The following is a 14,464-nucleotide window of genomic DNA, read 5'->3' on the forward strand; positions in this document are numbered from 1 at the left end:
TGGGGTCGGCGGCGCGTGCGGCTTACTTGCGCTGCGCCGCGACGTCGGCCGCGCTCACCGCGTCGGCCTTGTTGCCCCACGAGCTGCGGATGTAGGTCGCCACCGCGGCGATCTCGGCGTCCGAGAGCTGCGGGAACGGCGGCATCATGTTCTTGCCGTGCAGCACCTGGCCGATCACCGCATCCTTCGGACCATTGACGATCTTGCCGCCGGCGAGCGCCGGGAAGGTCGGCGGAGCGCCGGCACCGGTGGGCTGATGGCAGGCCGCGCAGTTGGCCTTGTAGATCTTCTCGCCGTCGGCCGCCGGAGCGGCGGCCGCGGCAGGCTTGGCGGCTTCGGCCGGAGCCGCTGCAGCAGCGACTTCGGTCTTCTCTTCGACGGCGGCAGCGGCCGGCGCTTCGGCGGCAGCCGGAGCCGCGTCGGTCGCGGTGGCCGGAGCGGCGGCGGCGACTTCGGTGCCGCCCTGCTTCTTCGAAGCGAGCCAGGCCGCGTATTCGTCTTCCGGCAGCGCCTTCACGACGATCGGCATGAAGCCGTGGTCACGGCCACAGAGTTCGGCGCAGACACCGCGATAGGTGCCGGGCTGATCGATCTTGGTCCAGATTTCGTTGACGTAGCCCGGGATCGCGTCCTTCTTGACCGCGATTTCGGACACCCACCAGGCGTGGATGACGTCGTTGGAAGTGATCAGGAAGCGGACCTTCTTGCCCACCGGCAGCACCAGCGGGTTGTCCACGTCGACGAGGTAGTTCGGCACCGTGTTGACGTCGATGCCCGACTGCAGCTGACGCGCCTTGTTCGATTCGGCGGCCAGCGTGGAGAAGAACGAAACGTCTTCACCGATGTATTCGTACTGCCACTTCCACTGATAGCCCGTGATCTTCACGGTCATGTCGGAGTTGGCGGTGTTGTCCATGCGCACGAGCGTGGCCGCAGCCGGAATGGCCATGCCGATCAGGATGACGAACGGAATCGTGGTCCAGATGATTTCAACGAGCGTGGACTCGTGGAAATCGGCCGGCTTCGGGTGGCGCGACTTACGGTGCGCGAACACCGAATAGAACATGACGCCGAAGACGACCACGGCGATCACCACACAGACCCAGAAGATGATCATGTGCAGATGGTGGACCTCGCGGCTGATCTCGGTCACACCCTCGGGCAGATTCCACTTCGCACCCGTGTAGGCGAACGCCGAACCGCTGGCGAGAAGTGAGCCCAAGAACGCGACGGCGCGCGCCCAACCCGGCATCTTCAGCATGCTTCTAGTCTCCAAAAGGCTTCCCAGCGGGCCCGTCGGCCCCCTCGGTGGCAATCACCCGGCCCCAAGCCGGCTTAGCGGACAATACTTGTTTTAGCCGCACGGCCAAGGCCGCACGTTCCTCTTCCGTCAGACAGCGGCCGATCTCGACCCATTGCCCCGAGCTGCCCAGGCGCAGCCGGCTCGGATCATGGCGGTTGTGGCCCGCCTCGATCGCTACCCGTACCCACGCTCTTGGAAACTCGATCCGCGAATCGATGCTGGCTGCGCCAGCTCGCCCCGTCTGTCCGAACTCCACCAGCACTCGCTCGTCGTCCACACTGATCACTTCGCGGTAGCGATTGCGGCGCAGGCTGACCCACACCGCGGCGGTCACCGCCATGATCTCGGCGCCCGCGAACGGCAACACGGGCCAAAAACCGAACCAGACGCAGACTGCTGCCACCGAAAGCGCCAGAGCGCTCAGCGAACCCAGGAACCACAACGCCCCACGAACATCCAGCGACGCGTTCGGCCCAATGACGATGCGGGTGACCGGCATGGTTGGTATCGGGTGATGGCTGGGAGCGCCGCACACTGTGCAGAGGCTTTCGAGCCGCCGGATTGTAGTGGATGCCGCTGAGCCGGCGCAAAAATTTTTGGGAATTGGGCTTTCCGGCGGGCGTGGCGCCGGGGCTCAGGCGAGCGCGCTGCGCAGCGCCGCGAAAGCCGCGCCCGCATCCGTGCCGCCGGTGGCGATGCGCCCGAGCAGCGGAGCGCCGATGCGGCCGGCGATGCTGCGGATGTTCTCGTCGAGCCGGTCCTGCCGCGGCGGCAGTTCGTTGGCGACCCAGCCGGCCAGGCGCAGGCCGCGGGCGCGGATCGATTCGGCCGTCAGCAGCGCATGGCTCACGCAGCCCAGGCGCATGCCGACGACCAGCAGCACCGGCCAGCCGCGTGCGCCGACCCAATCGGCGAAGTCGGCCGCATCGTTGAGCGGCACACGCCAGCCGCCCGCGCCTTCGACGAGCAGCCAGTCGTGGCGGGCGGCAAGCCGGTCGGCGGCGGCGTCGAGCACGCGCAACTCGACTTCGACGCCCGCCTCGCGCGCCGCGATGTGCGGGGCGAGGGGCGGCTCGAAGGCGTAGGGGTTCACCGCCTCGTAGGCCTCGTCGGCGCCGGAGGCCGCGAGCAGGGCCAGCGCGTCCTCGTTGCGCAGCCGGCCGCCGGCATCGCGTTCGCAGCCGCTCGCGACCGGCTTGTAGCCGCAGGCGCGTAGGCCGCTGGCCCGCGCCGCCCGCAGCAGCGCTGCGCTGACATGGGTCTTGCCGACGCCGGTGTCGGTGCCGGTGACGAAGACGGTCCGCAGCGTCGACAAGGCGATCAGGCCGCCGCGAGCGCGGCGAGGCTGTCGTGCAGGGCGTCGAGCAGCGCCTCGATCTGCGCGAACTCGTGCGCGGCCGACAGGGTGATGCGCAGGCGCGCGGTGCCGCGCGGCACCGTCGGTGGACGAATGCCCGCGACCCAGAAGCCGCGCCGCATGAGCTCGGCCGAAAGGGCCATCACGCGGGCGTCGTCGCCGACCATGACGGGCTGGATCGGCGTTGCCACCGGACGCTCCGGAATCGCCAGCCCGCGCTCATGCGCACCGGCGATGAAATGCCGCACGTTCGCGAGCAGCCTGGCCCGGCGCTCGGGTTCGGCGCGCAGGATGCGCAGCGATTCACGCGCCGCGGCCGCGATCGCCGGCGGCGGAGCGGTCGAGAAGATCCAGCTGCGGGCGCGCTGGATCAGGAATTCGATCAGCGTTTCGGAGCCCGCGACGATGCCGCCCGCGCAGCCGAAAGCCTTGCCGAGACCATTGATGAGCACGTCGGGCTCGGTGGCCAGCAGCTCGACGCTGCCGCGACCGTGCTCGCCGAGCACGCCGAGGCCGTGGACGTCGTCGACGATCAGCGCCGCGCCGGCCGCGCGCGTGAGCCTGGCCAGCGCCGGCAGGTCGGCGATGTCGCCGTCCATGCTGAAGACGCCGTCGGTCACCACGGCCGCGAAACGCGATGGCGCCAGCGATGCGAGCGCGGCTTCATAGCCCGCGAGATCGGCATGCGGAACCCGGATGTACTCGGCGCCGCTCGCGCGCGCACCGTCGATCAGCGAGGCGTGATTGAGCTCGTCGGCGATCACCGCGTCGCCACGCCCGAGCAGGGCCTTCAGCACGCCCATGTTCGCGGCCGTGCCGGTCGAGAACAGCAGGGCGCGCGGGCGGCCGATGAAATCGGCGTACTCCTCCTCGAAGGCGCGATGCTCGGCGTCGTAGCCGCTGATCAGCGCCGAGCCGGTGCTGCCGACGCCGCCGTTCGAGATGGCGCGTTTGGCCGCTTCGGCGACGCGCGGATCGGTCGCCAGGCCGAGATAGTCGTTGGCGCAGAAATTCAGGCAGGGCCTGCCGTCGACGACCATGCGGACCGCGTGCTGGCCACTGACGGTACGGCGCAAGCGGTAGAGCGAGCGGTCGCGCAGGGAATCGAGCTGCGGGGCGAGGCGGGCGTCGAGGACGCTCGGCTTCGAAACCGCGAGCAGTTGTTCCTCTCTCCCGCTTGCGGGAGTGAGTCCCTGCGAAGCAGGGGAGAGAGGGTTTACCTGAAACGTGCGCGCACTCTCCGGCCCGCCCCTCTCCCGGTCCTTCGGACCACCCTCTCCCGCCAGCGGGAGAGGGGACACGCTGGCCAGCTCGACGCCACTCATCTGAGCTGCAATCCGATCAAACCGCAGCCGCGTGCTCGTGGCCCTGCTCGTGATGGTGATGGTGTTCGCAAGCCGAGCCGCCATGACGATGGCAGTCCTCGGCGTTGCCAACCGCCACTTCGGTCGTCACCTTGCCTTCGATCTGCATGCCGAGCTTGGCGATCAGCGCGCGATCCTTGGCGTTCTGCGGGTTTTCGGTGGTCAGCAGCTTGTCGCCGTAGAAGATCGAGTTGGCGCCGGCCATGAAGCACATCGCCTGGGTCTCGTCGGACATCGCCTGACGGCCGGCCGACAGGCGCACCGAGGACTTCGGCATCAGCACGCGGGCCACCGCGATCACGCGCACGAAGTCGAGGCCGTGCACGGGCTCCTGCTTGCCGATCGCGAGCGGCGTGCCGTCGACCTGCACGAGGTCGTTGATCGGCACCGATTCCGGATGCACCTCCATGGTCGCGAGCTGGCGCAGCAGCTCGGCGCGATCGGCGGTCTGTTCGCCCATGCCGACGATGCCGCCGCTGCAGACCTTGACGCCGGCCGCGCGCACGTTGGCGAGCGTGTCGAGGCGATCTTCATAGGTGCGGGTGCTGATGATCTTGCCGTAGAACTCGGGCGAGGTATCGAGGTTGTGGTTGTAGTAATCCAGGCCCGCGTCGGCCAGGCGCTGCGCCTGGTGCGACTTGAGCATGCCCAAAGTCACGCAGGTTTCCATACCCAGTTCCTTGACCTCGCGAACCATCGCCTCGACCTTGTCGAGGTCGCGGTCCTTGGGGCTGCGCCAGGCCGCTCCCATGCAGAAGCGCGTCGCCCCGTTGGCCTTGGCCTCGCGAGCGGCCTCGACCACGGCGCGCACTTCCATCAGCGGCTCTTTCTTGAGCCCGGTTTCGAAGCGCACCGACTGCGGGCAGTAGGCGCAGTCCTCGGGACAGGCGCCGGTCTTGATCGACAGCAGGGTCGACAGCTGCACGGTGTTCGGCTTCTGGTAGCGGCGATGCAGCTCCTGGGCCTTGAACATGAGGTCCATGAACGGCAGGTCGAACAGGGCCTGGACTTCTTCGCGGGTCCAGTCGTGGCGGATGTCGGCGGCGGTCGTCATGGCTGGACGCGTGGCTTCTTTTTGGGAATGAGGGGAGCGAGTGTGAAAACCGGCATGGGGGCTGTCAACTTTTCCAGGCTCTCCGAGGTTTACAGCCTGGAGCCGCTGCGCCATCTGCTCAGCAGCCCGCATTGCCTGTGCTGCGAGCTGCCGACGAGCGCCGAGCTGCTCTGCGAGGGCTGCAAGGCCGACCTGCCCTGGAACCTCGAAGCCTGTCCGGGCTGCGCGATTCCGTCGACGCGCGGCCTGCCCTGCCCGGCCTGCCTGCGCCGCCCGCGACGCTTCGATGCGGCCTGGGCGCCGTTCCGGCTCGCCCCGCCCGTGCGGCTCGGCATCCTCGGATTCAAGTACGCGGCGCGTTTCGAACAGGCGCGCCTGCTCGGCGGGCTGATGGCCGAAGGCCTGCAGCATCGCGCCGCTCCGCTACCCGATCTGCTGCTGCCGGTTCCGCTGCACTGGCGGCGGCTGATGGGCCGCGGCTACAACCAGGCGCAGCTGCTCGCGCGCGAAATCGGCAAGGCGCTGGCGATCGGGATCGACGCCCGCAGCCTGCGGCGCGTCCACGCCAGGCCCGACCAGATCGGGCAATCGGCGAGCGAGCGGCGGCGCAACCTGCGCGGGGCTTTCGAACTCGGCCGACGGCTCGATGGACTGCATGTCGCGATCGTCGACGACGTGATGACCACCGGCGCGACGTTCGACGAGCTCGCGCGCGTCTGCCGCAAGGCCGGGGCGGCACGCATCGAGGCCTGGGCGGCGGCGCGCACGCCGTGAGGCGCGTTGCGTAAATGTGGGTAAAGACGCGGGCGCCGCGCAGGTCGAGCCGCTATGGTCTGCAGGCGTTTTCTCCACCGAACCGACCATGACACTCGCCCGGCACGCGCGCCGCTTTTCTGTGGCGCGCTCACCCAGCCTCGTCGCCCTCGCCCTGCTGCTCGCGGCGGCGCAGGTGCAGGCACAGGACCCTTCAAAGGAATCGAGGCTGCCCGACAGTCGCTATCCGGCGATGAGCTGCAGCAAGCCGGTGAAGCCGTTTGCGCCGATGGAGCTCAGCAACTCGGCCCAGGCCGCGCAGTACAAGCTGGTCGTCGAGCGCTACAACCAGCAGGCGCAGGCCTACACCGATTGCGTCAACGCCTATCTCGACGTGGCGATGGCCGACGTGCAGCGCATCCAGCAGCAGATGGACGCAGCCGTCGCGAGCGCCAACGCGCCGTGAAACGCCGTCATTTGCGCAGGTAGCGATCGAGGAAATCGATCGCCGCGTCGACCGCGCTGCCGTCGGTCAAAAACGCGCCGATGTGCCCGCGCCCGCGCAGCACGTAGAGCTCGGTCGGCACACCGGCCGCCTGCAGCGCTTTTTCGTAATCCCTTGCGTGATCGATGCACACGAGGCGGTCGCTGCCGCCGATATTGGCGATCGACTTCACCGGATCGCGGGAAATCCTGGAAGAACCTGCGGCCTCAGAGTGAAACTGGAGGCAAAGACAGCGCCGTGCCGATGAAGATCGCGAGCCCGTAGTAGTTGTTGTGCAGGAACGCGCGCATGCAGGCCGCCGGCTCGCGCGACGCGCTGATGCGCCATTGATGCAGCGTGGTCAGCGCGGCAAACGCCAGCCCCGCGTAATACGCCCAGCCGAGCGCATGCGCGATGCCGACACCCGCCATCAGCAGCAGCGCGATCCATTGCAGCGCGAACACGATCGTGCGATCCGCGCGGCCGAACAGGATCGCGCTCGATTTGACGCCGGCCTTCAGATCGTCGGCGCGGTCGGCCATCGCATAGTAGGTGTCGTAGGCGATCACCCAGGCGATGTTCGCGATCATCAGCGCGGCGATCTCGCCGATCGGCAGGCGCTCGCGCACGGCCGCGTAGGCCATCGGAATGCCCCAGGAGAACGCGAGCCCGAGCACCGCCTGCGGAATGCTGATGAACCGCTTCATGAACGGATACGCCGCGGCGATCGCCACCGCCGGCAGCGCGAGCGCGAGCACGCGGAGGTTGTGCAGCGAAGTCGTGAGCCCGAACGCGATCAGCGCCACCACCACGAACAGCCGCAGCGCCTCGCCCGAGCCGATCTCGCCGGCCGCGAGCGGACGATCGCGTGTGCGCGCGACCTGCGGGTCGAAATCGCGATCGGCGAAATCGTTGATCACGCAGCCCGCGGCGCGCATCAGCACGGTGCCGAGCACGAACACCACGAGCACCTTGAACGGCGGCAGGCCGCCCGCCGCGAACCACAGCCCCCACAGCGTCGGCCACAGCAGCAGGTAGATGCCGATCGGCCGGTGAAAGCGCATGAGCCGCCAGTAGATATCGAACCTGGCGGCGAAGCCCGGCGTGGGAGAGCTGTTCATGCGCGCAGTGTAAGCCTCAGACCTGGCCGTATTTCTCGACGTCGCCGACCCAGCGCGCGATCAGGCGCTTCGCATCGAGCGGGAAGCGCTCGAGCCATTCATCGGCGAGCTGCTGCAGCGGCGCGATCAGCGCCTGGTCACGCACCGGGTCGGCGATCTTGAGGCCGATCACGCCGGTCTGGCGGCGGCCGAGAATTTCGCCCGGACCGCGCAGTTCGAGATCGGCCTGGGCGATGCGAAAGCCATCGGTGGTGGCGCGCATGGTTTCGAGCCGGCTCTTGGCCGCGTCCGACAGCGGCGGCTGGTACATCAGCACGCACTGGCTCGCGGCCGCGCCGCGACCGACGCGGCCGCGCAGCTGGTGCAGCTGCGCGAGGCCCAGGCGCTCGGCGTTGTCGATGACCATGATGCTCGCGTTCGGCACGTCGACGCCGACTTCGATCACCGTGGTCGCGACGAGCAGCTGCGTGCGGCCTTCCTTGAAGTCGCGCATCTGCGCTTCCTTCTCATCACCTTTGAGCCGGCCGTGCACGAGCCCGATCTGCAGGTCGGGCAGAAACTCGCGCAGCTGTGCGGCGGTGACTTCGGCCGCCTGCGCGTCGAGTTCCTCGGATTCCTCGATCAGCGTGCAGACCCAGTAGGCCTGGCGACCGGCGCGACAGGCCTCGCCGATGCGCGCGAGCATCTCGTCGCGCCTGGCGTTGTTGAGCACGACCGTGGTCACCGGCGTGCGACCCGGCGGCAGCTCGTCGATCACCGAGACGTCGAGATCGGCGTAGACGGTCTGCGCGAGCGTGCGCGGAATCGGCGTCGCCGACATGATCAGCTGGTGCGGCGAGGAGCCCTGCGGGCCCTTGTCGCGCAAGGACAGTCGCTGCTGCACGCCGAAGCGATGCTGCTCGTCGACGACCACGAGCGCGAGCTTCGAGAAACTCACGCTGCTCTGGAACACCGCATGCGTGCCGACGACGATGCGCGATTCGCCGCTCGCCACGCGCGCGAGCCGCGCGTCCTTCTCGCTCTTGCGCAGCTTGCCGGCGATGAACTCGACCGTGATGCCGAGCGGCTCGAACCAGCGCGAGAGATTCAGATGATGCTGCTCGGCGAGCAGCTCGGTCGGGGCCATCAGCGCGCTTTGGAAACCCGCGTTCGCGGCTGCGAGCATCGCCGATGCGGCGACCACGGTCTTGCCCGAACCGACGTCGCCCTGCACGAGCCGCAGCATCGGCCGCCTGGCCGCAACATCGCGAGCGACTTCGCCGATGACCTTGCGCTGCGCATTCGTGAACTTGAACGGCAGCACGCCCTGCAGGGCATCGGCGGCCTGCTCGGTGGCCGCAATCACCGGCGCCGGGCGCGCACGTACCTGCGCGCGCAGCAGGCGCATGCAGAGCTGGTGCGCGAGCAGTTCCTCGTTGATGAGCCGGCGCTGCGCCGGGTGCTTGCCGGCGACGAGCAGCTGCGCGTCCTCGGGCGTCGGCGGCGCGTGCACGATGCGCAGCGCGGCGAGCGTCTCGGGGCCTTCGAGCCCGGGCAGCTGCGCGCACAGGCCGACGTCGCCCGCCGCCGCCTTGACCGCGCGTTCGGCGAGCCGGCGCAGGCGCGCCTGCGTGACGCCCGTGGTCAGCGGATAGATCGGCGTGAGGCCCTGCGCGATCTCGAACTCGGCGACATCGTCGGCGATGCGATATTCGGGATGCACCATCTCGAAACCGCTGGCCGTGAAACGCGCGCTACCGTAAGCCTGCACCCAGCGATCCTTCTTGAAGGCATTGCGCTGGGCGTCGTTGAAATAGAAGAAGCGCAGCAGCAGCGAGCGGCCCGCATCGCCGATCACCACGCGCAGCGAGCGGCGGCCGCCGTAGCGCACTTCCGAGGCTTCGACGCGCCCGCGCACGAGTGCGTCCTCGCCGTCGCGCAGATCGGCCAGCGCGATCAGCCGGCTGCGATCCTCATAACGCGTCGGCAGATGGAACAGCAGGTCCTGCAGCGTCTCGAGCCCGATGCCGCGCAGCACGCCGGCGAGCTGCGGCCCGAAGCCCTTGAGATCGGCGAGCCGCGTCTGCAGCCCGCCTTCCGGCGCCGGCGTTCTTCTGGTGCTCAGGACGAACTAATCGAGAACGATGACGGCGTCGGCCTCGACGTTCGCGCCCTTGGGCAGCGAGCTGATGCCGAGCGCCGCGCGCGCCGGATACGGCTTGGTGAAGTACTGCGCCATGATCTCGTTCACCTTGGGAAAGTTGGCGAGATCGGTCAGGAACACGTTGAGCTTGACGACCTTGTCGAGCGAACCGCCGGCGGCCCTGGCGATCGCCGAAAGGTTCTTGAACACCTGGTGGATCTCGTCCTCGATGCTCGCGTTGAGCAGGGTCATCGTCTTCGGATCGAGCGGAATCTGGCCCGAGACGTAGACGGTGTCGCCAACGCGCACGGCCTGCGAATAGGTGCCGATGGCGGCGGGTGCGTCGTCGGTGTGGATGATCTGGCGGCTCACGGCGTTGACCCTGGTTCGTGGCAAAGGCGGATTATTTCTTGAGAGCCTCTTCGGGCGAAAGGGCCGGCTCGCTCTGGTGTTCGAGCTTGTGCCGCAGCCGCAGGTTCAGCAGCTCCACCGCCACCGAGAACGCCATCGCCACGTAGACGTAGGCCTTGGAGACGTGCACATGCGCGCTCTCGATCATCAGCACGAGGCCGATCATGACGAGAAAGGCCAGCGCGAGCATCTTCACGGTCGGATGCGCGTCGACGAAGCGCGACAGCGGGCCCGAGAAGAACATCATCGAAATGATGGCGATGACGATGGCCGCGACCATCACCGGCAGGTTGTTGGTCATGCCCACGGCGGTGATCACCGAGTCGAGCGAGAACACGATGTCGAGGATCATGATCTGCACGATCGCCGCGCCCATGCTGAGCCCCTTGCGCGGCACTTTCACGCCCGACTCGGCCGCGTGATCGCCCGCGCTGAGCATCTCGGCGATCTCCTTGCCGGCCTTGTAGAGCAGGAACAGGCCGCCGAAGAACAGCACGAGGTCGCGCCCCGAGATCGCCAGCGAAGCCAGCGAGAACAGCGGCGCGGTCAGGCTCGCGAGCCAGGCCAGCGAGAACAGCAGGCCCACGCGCGTGAGCAGGGCGCCGGCCAGGCCGAGCGTGCGCGTGCGCGCCTGCTGATGCCTGGGCAGCTTGGAGACGATGATCGAGATGAAGATGACGTTGTCGATGCCGAGCACGATCTCGAGCGCGGTGAGGGTCAACAACGCGGCCCACATTTCGGGGTTGGCCAGAGCTTCCATTGTTCTCGCTAAAGGATGAGGGATTGCCCGTAAGGGGCGGTGAACGCCGTCGCATGATACCGGCTGCTCGAAGCTGTCATGAAAGCTTCGTCAAAGCTTCATCGATCTGGCAGAGACGCGCTCTAGTCTGGCAGACGTAAAAATCGACTGGAGAATGCCATGCGCATCGCCTACGGAGTCATGGGCTACGGCCGCGGCCATGCCATGCGCAGCCTCAGCGTGCTGCCCTCGCTGATGCAGGAGCACGAGGTCACCGTGTTCACGGCCGGCGACGCCTACGAGGTGCTCGCCCCGCTGTTCCCGACCGTGCGCATCCCGATGATCGGCTACCGCTATAACAGCCGCGGCGGGCATTCGATTCCGCGCACCGTCGGCGAGAACATGGGGCCGATGGCGGACCTGCTGCTGCGCGGCCCGGGCATGGAGCAGGTCGAGCGCGAATTCCGCGATCGCGGCATCCAGCTCGTGATCTCGGACTCCGAGGCCTGGTGCCACCGCGCCGCGGCCCGGCTCAAGCTGCCGCGCATCAGCTTCGACCACGTCGGCATCATCGCCTGGTGCAAGCCGCACTTTCCGGCCGAGCTCTGGCTCGCCGGCATGCGCGACGCGGTCGGCTACCGCTCGCTGATGGGCCAGCCGGACCGCATCATCATTTCGAGCTTCTACCCGGCCGAGCCGCGCGGCAGTGGCACCCGCATCGTCGGCCCGATGCTGCGCGACGAGGTGCTGCGCGCGAGCGCGGTGTCGCGCGGCGCCGCGCCGAAGGATTTCCTGCTCGCCTACTTCAACAAGGGCGAGCACCAGTACCGCCCGCACGTCGACCGCGCGCTGCGCCTGCTCGACTGCCCGGTGGTGGTCTACGGCACGCCGAATCGCGGCAGGAGCGACAACCTCGAGTTCCGCGCCCCGAGCAACGAGTGGTTCGTCAACGATCTCGCCAATTGCCGCGGCGTCATCAGCACTGCGGGCAACCAGCTGATCGGCGAGGCGATCCATTTCGGCAAGCCGATCCTCGCGCTGCCCGAGCAGGCCTTCGAGCAGCGCCTGAACGCGCACATGATCGAACGCATGGGCGTGGGCATGCGCGGCAACCTCGCCACGCTGACGCCGAGCGACATCGATCGCTTCCTCGGCAATGAGAGCTACTACCGCAGCCACATGGGCGAGCACGCCCGCGACGGCCGCGCCGAGGCGATCGAAACCCTGCACCGCTTCATCGGCGAACTCGTGCGCCAGCCGCGCCCGGCCGCCAAGCGCCGGGCCAGGCCGGGCCGGCGCATCGGGGCGGGGCAGGCGGTCAAGCCTTAGCTTCCAGCTTGTCCCCTCTCCCACTTGTGGGAGAGGGTGGTCCGCCACGACCGGTAGAGGGGCGATCTGAAAAGGGCGCTCTCTTCTCATACGAACCCTCTCTCCCCGCCTTCGGCGGGACTCTCTCCCGCAAGCGGGAGAGAGGACAAACAAAACGGCGCTCGATACACAGCGTCGTTGCGTTACCAGCGACGCCAAATCCTGCCGCTGCAAAAATCCCAAATTTCCATTGACAAGCAGTAACTGCCCGCTCACTATCTGCCGCCTCATTATCTGCTTAGGCAGAAATATAGATCGGCAGACACATGGTTCAGCACTACGACGCCAAGACGTTCCGCTCGAACAAGAGCCTCGGCTACCTGCTCAAGGTGGCGCATGCGCGCATGCATGAATGCGCCTCGCTGGCCTTCTCCGAGCACGACCTGAACTTCATGCAGTGGATCGTGCTGACCAAGCTGCGCGAGGGCACCGCGCGCACCGCCGGTGATCTCTGCAAGGGCATGTACTACGACACCGGGGCAGTGACCCGGCTGATCGACACGCTCGAGGAGCGCGGCTACCTGAGCCGCGAGCGCAGCCGCCAGGATCGTCGCGTCGTCGAGCTCCAGCTCACCGAAACCGGGCTCGAAAAGCTCGCCGAAATGACCCCGCTGGCCGTCGCCAAGCTCAACGAGGCGCTCGCCGATTTCAGCGCGGCCGAGTTCGCCGAATTCACCCGCATGCTCGAAAAGCTCATCGGCGGACTTTCGCGCGCCGAATCCGAATTCAAAGGGGCCGACCCCAAGGGAACCGCTTCATGATCCGCCCACCGCTCAAACTCGCGCTCGCCAGCACGCTGGCCGGCGCCCTGCTCGCGCTCGCGGGCTGCGTCACCCCGCAGGTCGAAGACCCGCGCGGTAGCGCGCTGACACCGCAGTCGCTGGGCCTGACCGGCACGCCGATGGCCCCGGTCGCCGCCGGCTGGTGGAAGGCCTTCGGCGATCCGCAGCTCGACAGGCTCGTCGACCAGGCGCTCGCCAACAGCCCGAACCTGCAGGCCGCGCTGGCCCGCGTGCGCGCCGCGCAGGCGCAAAGCCTGTCGATCAGCGCCGAAGACAAGCCGAGCGTTTCGATCGACGGCGAGGCCTCGCGCCAGCGCCTGTCGGCCAATTACATCGTGCCGCCGCCCTACGGCGGACACACCTACTGGGTCAGCAATCTCGGCGCGAACCTGAGCTGGAACCTCGATTTCTGGGGCCAGCAGGCCGCGCAGCTGTCGCAGGCGCGTGACGCCCAGGCCGCGAGCGAGCTCGACGTCGAAGCGGCCAGGCTCGCGCTCGCCGGCGCGATCGCCCAGGCCTACGTCGATCTGCATCGCGCCTGGACGCTGTCCGACATCGCCGATCGCCAGCTCGCCCAGCGCGAGCAGCTGCTCAAGCTCACGCAGCAGCGCGTCGACACCGGGCTCGATACGCAGATCGAGCTCAAGACCGCGCAGGCCGCATTGCCTGCGGCCCGTAATGCGCAGCTGCAGGCGCAGGCCACGCGCGATCTGGCCGTGCACCGGCTGGCGGCGCTGGCCGGGCTCGGCGCCGATCGCTACGGCGAAATCGGCCGTCCGAATCTGAAACTCGACGCCGCACTGCCGTTGCCGACCGCGCTGCCGATGGACCTGCTGTCGCGCCGGCCGGACATCCTCGCCGCGCAGGCGCGCATCCGCTCGGCGATGGCCGGACGCGAGGCCGCGCATGCGGCGTTCTATCCGGACGTGAGCCTCAAGGCCTTCGCGGGCGTGCAGGCGATCGGGCTCGACAACCTGTTCGACGGCGACAGCGCGATCTTCGGCGTGACGCCGGCCTTCCACCTGCCGATCTTCGAGGCGCGCCGCCTGCGCGCCGGCTACAAGGGCGCGACGGCCGAGCTCGACGCGGCGGTCGCGCACTACAACGACACCGTGCTCAACGCGGTGCGCGAGTCGGCCGACCAGATCACGCTCGGCGATTCACTGAGCGCGCAGCTCGCGCAGTCGCAGGAGCAGCTGCGGGCCAGCGAGGCGGCGTACTCGCTCGCGCAGAAGCGCTACGGCGCCGGGCTGTCGAACCAGCTGACCGTGCTCAATGCCGAATCGCAGGTGCTGCAGGCGCAACGCGAACTCGCGGCGCTCGACGCGAATCTGGTGATTTCGCGCGTGACGCTGTTGCTGACGCTGGGCGGCAGTTTCGATCCGCAGGCGGTTGCGGTAAGCGAACGCCGTTCCCCTCTCCCACTCGTGGGAGAGGGTGGCGCGCAGCGCCGGGAGAGGGTCTCTTTCTCAATGCAACCGACCTCTCCAACCGAACCCTCTCCCCTCGCTGACGCGAGACCCTCTCCCGCAAGCGGGAGAGGGGAACAGCTGGCCGTCGCCGATACCGCCGTCGCGACCGACAGCGCATCGCCCTAAATCAAGAA

The 14,464-nt window shown here is 68.1% G+C and carries 15 protein-coding genes; 5 read left to right on the forward strand and 10 right to left on the reverse strand.

The window, feature by feature from the left end; genetic code table 11:
- Positions 1-22 precede the first annotated feature (22 nt).
- The 5 genes from coxB to bioB form a co-directional block, all read right to left on the reverse strand.
- Positions 23-1,261: a cytochrome c oxidase subunit II gene (coxB, locus tag AC3WUM_RS06885; RefSeq protein WP_492409458.1), complete on the reverse strand. Its 1,239-nt coding sequence runs from the start codon at positions 1,259-1,261 to the stop codon at positions 23-25.
- 4 nt (positions 1,262-1,265) lie between these two features.
- The gene (locus AC3WUM_RS06890) at positions 1,266-1,802 is read right to left on the reverse strand and encodes a DUF2244 domain-containing protein (protein ID WP_492409459.1); all 537 of its coding nucleotides are present in this window, start codon (positions 1,800-1,802) and stop codon (positions 1,266-1,268) included.
- A gap of 135 nt (positions 1,803-1,937) precedes the next feature.
- Positions 1,938-2,618: a dethiobiotin synthase gene (gene bioD / locus AC3WUM_RS06895; protein ID WP_492409460.1), complete on the reverse strand. Its 681-nt coding sequence runs from the start codon at positions 2,616-2,618 to the stop codon at positions 1,938-1,940.
- A 5-nt stretch (positions 2,619-2,623) separates the two neighbouring features.
- Positions 2,624-3,736, reverse strand: coding sequence for an aminotransferase class I/II-fold pyridoxal phosphate-dependent enzyme (locus AC3WUM_RS06900; protein WP_492409461.1), 1,113 nt, complete (start codon positions 3,734-3,736; stop codon positions 2,624-2,626).
- A 265-nt stretch (positions 3,737-4,001) separates the two neighbouring features.
- Positions 4,002-5,078: a biotin synthase BioB gene (bioB, locus tag AC3WUM_RS06905; RefSeq protein WP_492409462.1), complete on the reverse strand. Its 1,077-nt coding sequence runs from the start codon at positions 5,076-5,078 to the stop codon at positions 4,002-4,004.
- A gap of 54 nt (positions 5,079-5,132) precedes the next feature.
- On the opposite strand from bioB, the gene AC3WUM_RS06910 reads away from it, so the two are divergent.
- Together AC3WUM_RS06910 and AC3WUM_RS06915 are read left to right on the forward strand one after the other, a co-directional pair.
- The gene (locus AC3WUM_RS06910; RefSeq protein WP_492409463.1) at positions 5,133-5,852 is read left to right on the forward strand and encodes a ComFC family protein; all 720 of its coding nucleotides are present in this window, start codon (positions 5,133-5,135) and stop codon (positions 5,850-5,852) included.
- Positions 5,853-5,940: 88 nt separating this feature from the next.
- Positions 5,941-6,297: a hypothetical protein gene (locus tag AC3WUM_RS06915; protein WP_492409464.1), complete on the forward strand. Its 357-nt coding sequence runs from the start codon at positions 5,941-5,943 to the stop codon at positions 6,295-6,297.
- Between the two features lie 7 nt (positions 6,298-6,304).
- Here the strand turns inward: AC3WUM_RS06915 and AC3WUM_RS06920 are convergent, their stop codons facing one another.
- Genes AC3WUM_RS06920 through AC3WUM_RS06940 form a run of 5 tightly spaced genes read right to left on the reverse strand, consistent with a single transcriptional unit; the run spans position 6,305 to position 10,729 of the window.
- Positions 6,305-6,508, reverse strand: coding sequence for an alpha/beta hydrolase family protein (locus tag AC3WUM_RS06920; RefSeq protein ID WP_492409465.1), 204 nt, complete (start codon positions 6,506-6,508; stop codon positions 6,305-6,307).
- A 34-nt stretch (positions 6,509-6,542) separates the two neighbouring features.
- Entirely contained in the window at positions 6,543-7,436 is an 894-nt protein-coding gene (ubiA, locus tag AC3WUM_RS06925) for a 4-hydroxybenzoate octaprenyltransferase (protein WP_492409466.1), read from the reverse strand.
- Positions 7,437-7,452: 16 nt separating this feature from the next.
- Positions 7,453-9,504 carry an ATP-dependent DNA helicase RecG gene (recG, locus tag AC3WUM_RS06930; RefSeq protein WP_492409566.1) on the reverse strand — a complete coding sequence of 684 codons (2,052 nt, stop codon included), beginning with the start codon at positions 9,502-9,504 and terminating at the stop codon, positions 7,453-7,455.
- A gap of 42 nt (positions 9,505-9,546) precedes the next feature.
- Complete coding sequence (locus AC3WUM_RS06935; RefSeq protein WP_492409467.1) at positions 9,547-9,930, reverse strand: RidA family protein; 384 nt, start codon at positions 9,928-9,930, stop codon at positions 9,547-9,549.
- A 31-nt stretch (positions 9,931-9,961) separates the two neighbouring features.
- Entirely contained in the window at positions 9,962-10,729 is a 768-nt protein-coding gene (locus tag AC3WUM_RS06940; protein ID WP_492409468.1) for a TerC family protein, read from the reverse strand.
- Between the two features lie 159 nt (positions 10,730-10,888).
- On the opposite strand from AC3WUM_RS06940, the gene AC3WUM_RS06945 reads away from it, so the two are divergent.
- The 3 genes from AC3WUM_RS06945 to AC3WUM_RS06955 all read left to right on the forward strand — a co-directional run bounded on the left by AC3WUM_RS06945 (position 10,889) and on the right by AC3WUM_RS06955 (position 14,456).
- Complete coding sequence (locus tag AC3WUM_RS06945; RefSeq protein WP_492409469.1) at positions 10,889-12,037, forward strand: glycosyltransferase family protein; 1,149 nt, start codon at positions 10,889-10,891, stop codon at positions 12,035-12,037.
- Between the two features lie 305 nt (positions 12,038-12,342).
- Entirely contained in the window at positions 12,343-12,837 is a 495-nt protein-coding gene (locus AC3WUM_RS06950) for a MarR family winged helix-turn-helix transcriptional regulator (RefSeq protein WP_492409470.1), read from the forward strand.
- Entirely contained in the window at positions 12,834-14,456 is a 1,623-nt protein-coding gene (locus AC3WUM_RS06955; protein ID WP_492409471.1) for an efflux transporter outer membrane subunit, read from the forward strand. Before AC3WUM_RS06950 ends, AC3WUM_RS06955 begins: the two co-directional genes overlap by 4 nt.
- Positions 14,457-14,464 lie beyond the last annotated feature (8 nt).

The sequence above is a fragment of the Hydrocarboniphaga sp. FW305-C-57 genome (assembly GCF_058783045.1).

Bases quoted from the DNA above. Each gene is read 5' to 3' on its own strand.
- coxB (WP_492409458.1), bottom strand. From the start codon at position 1,261: ATGCTGAAGATGCCGGGTTGGGCGCGCGCCGTCGCGTTCTTGGGCTCA.
- AC3WUM_RS06890 (WP_492409459.1), bottom strand. From the start codon at position 1,802: ATGCCGGTCACCCGCATCGTCATTGGGCCGAACGCGTCGCTGGATGTT.
- bioB (WP_492409462.1), bottom strand. From the start codon at position 5,078: ATGACGACCGCCGCCGACATCCGCCACGACTGGACCCGCGAAGAAGTC.
- AC3WUM_RS06910 (WP_492409463.1), top strand. From the start codon at position 5,133: ATGGGGGCTGTCAACTTTTCCAGGCTCTCCGAGGTTTACAGCCTGGAG.
- AC3WUM_RS06915 (WP_492409464.1), top strand. From the start codon at position 5,941: ATGACACTCGCCCGGCACGCGCGCCGCTTTTCTGTGGCGCGCTCACCC.
- ubiA (WP_492409466.1), bottom strand. From the start codon at position 7,436: ATGAACAGCTCTCCCACGCCGGGCTTCGCCGCCAGGTTCGATATCTAC.
- AC3WUM_RS06940 (WP_492409468.1), bottom strand. From the start codon at position 10,729: ATGGAAGCTCTGGCCAACCCCGAAATGTGGGCCGCGTTGTTGACCCTC.
- AC3WUM_RS06945 (WP_492409469.1), top strand. From the start codon at position 10,889: ATGCGCATCGCCTACGGAGTCATGGGCTACGGCCGCGGCCATGCCATG.
- AC3WUM_RS06950 (WP_492409470.1), top strand. From the start codon at position 12,343: ATGGTTCAGCACTACGACGCCAAGACGTTCCGCTCGAACAAGAGCCTC.
- AC3WUM_RS06955 (WP_492409471.1), top strand. From the start codon at position 12,834: ATGATCCGCCCACCGCTCAAACTCGCGCTCGCCAGCACGCTGGCCGGC.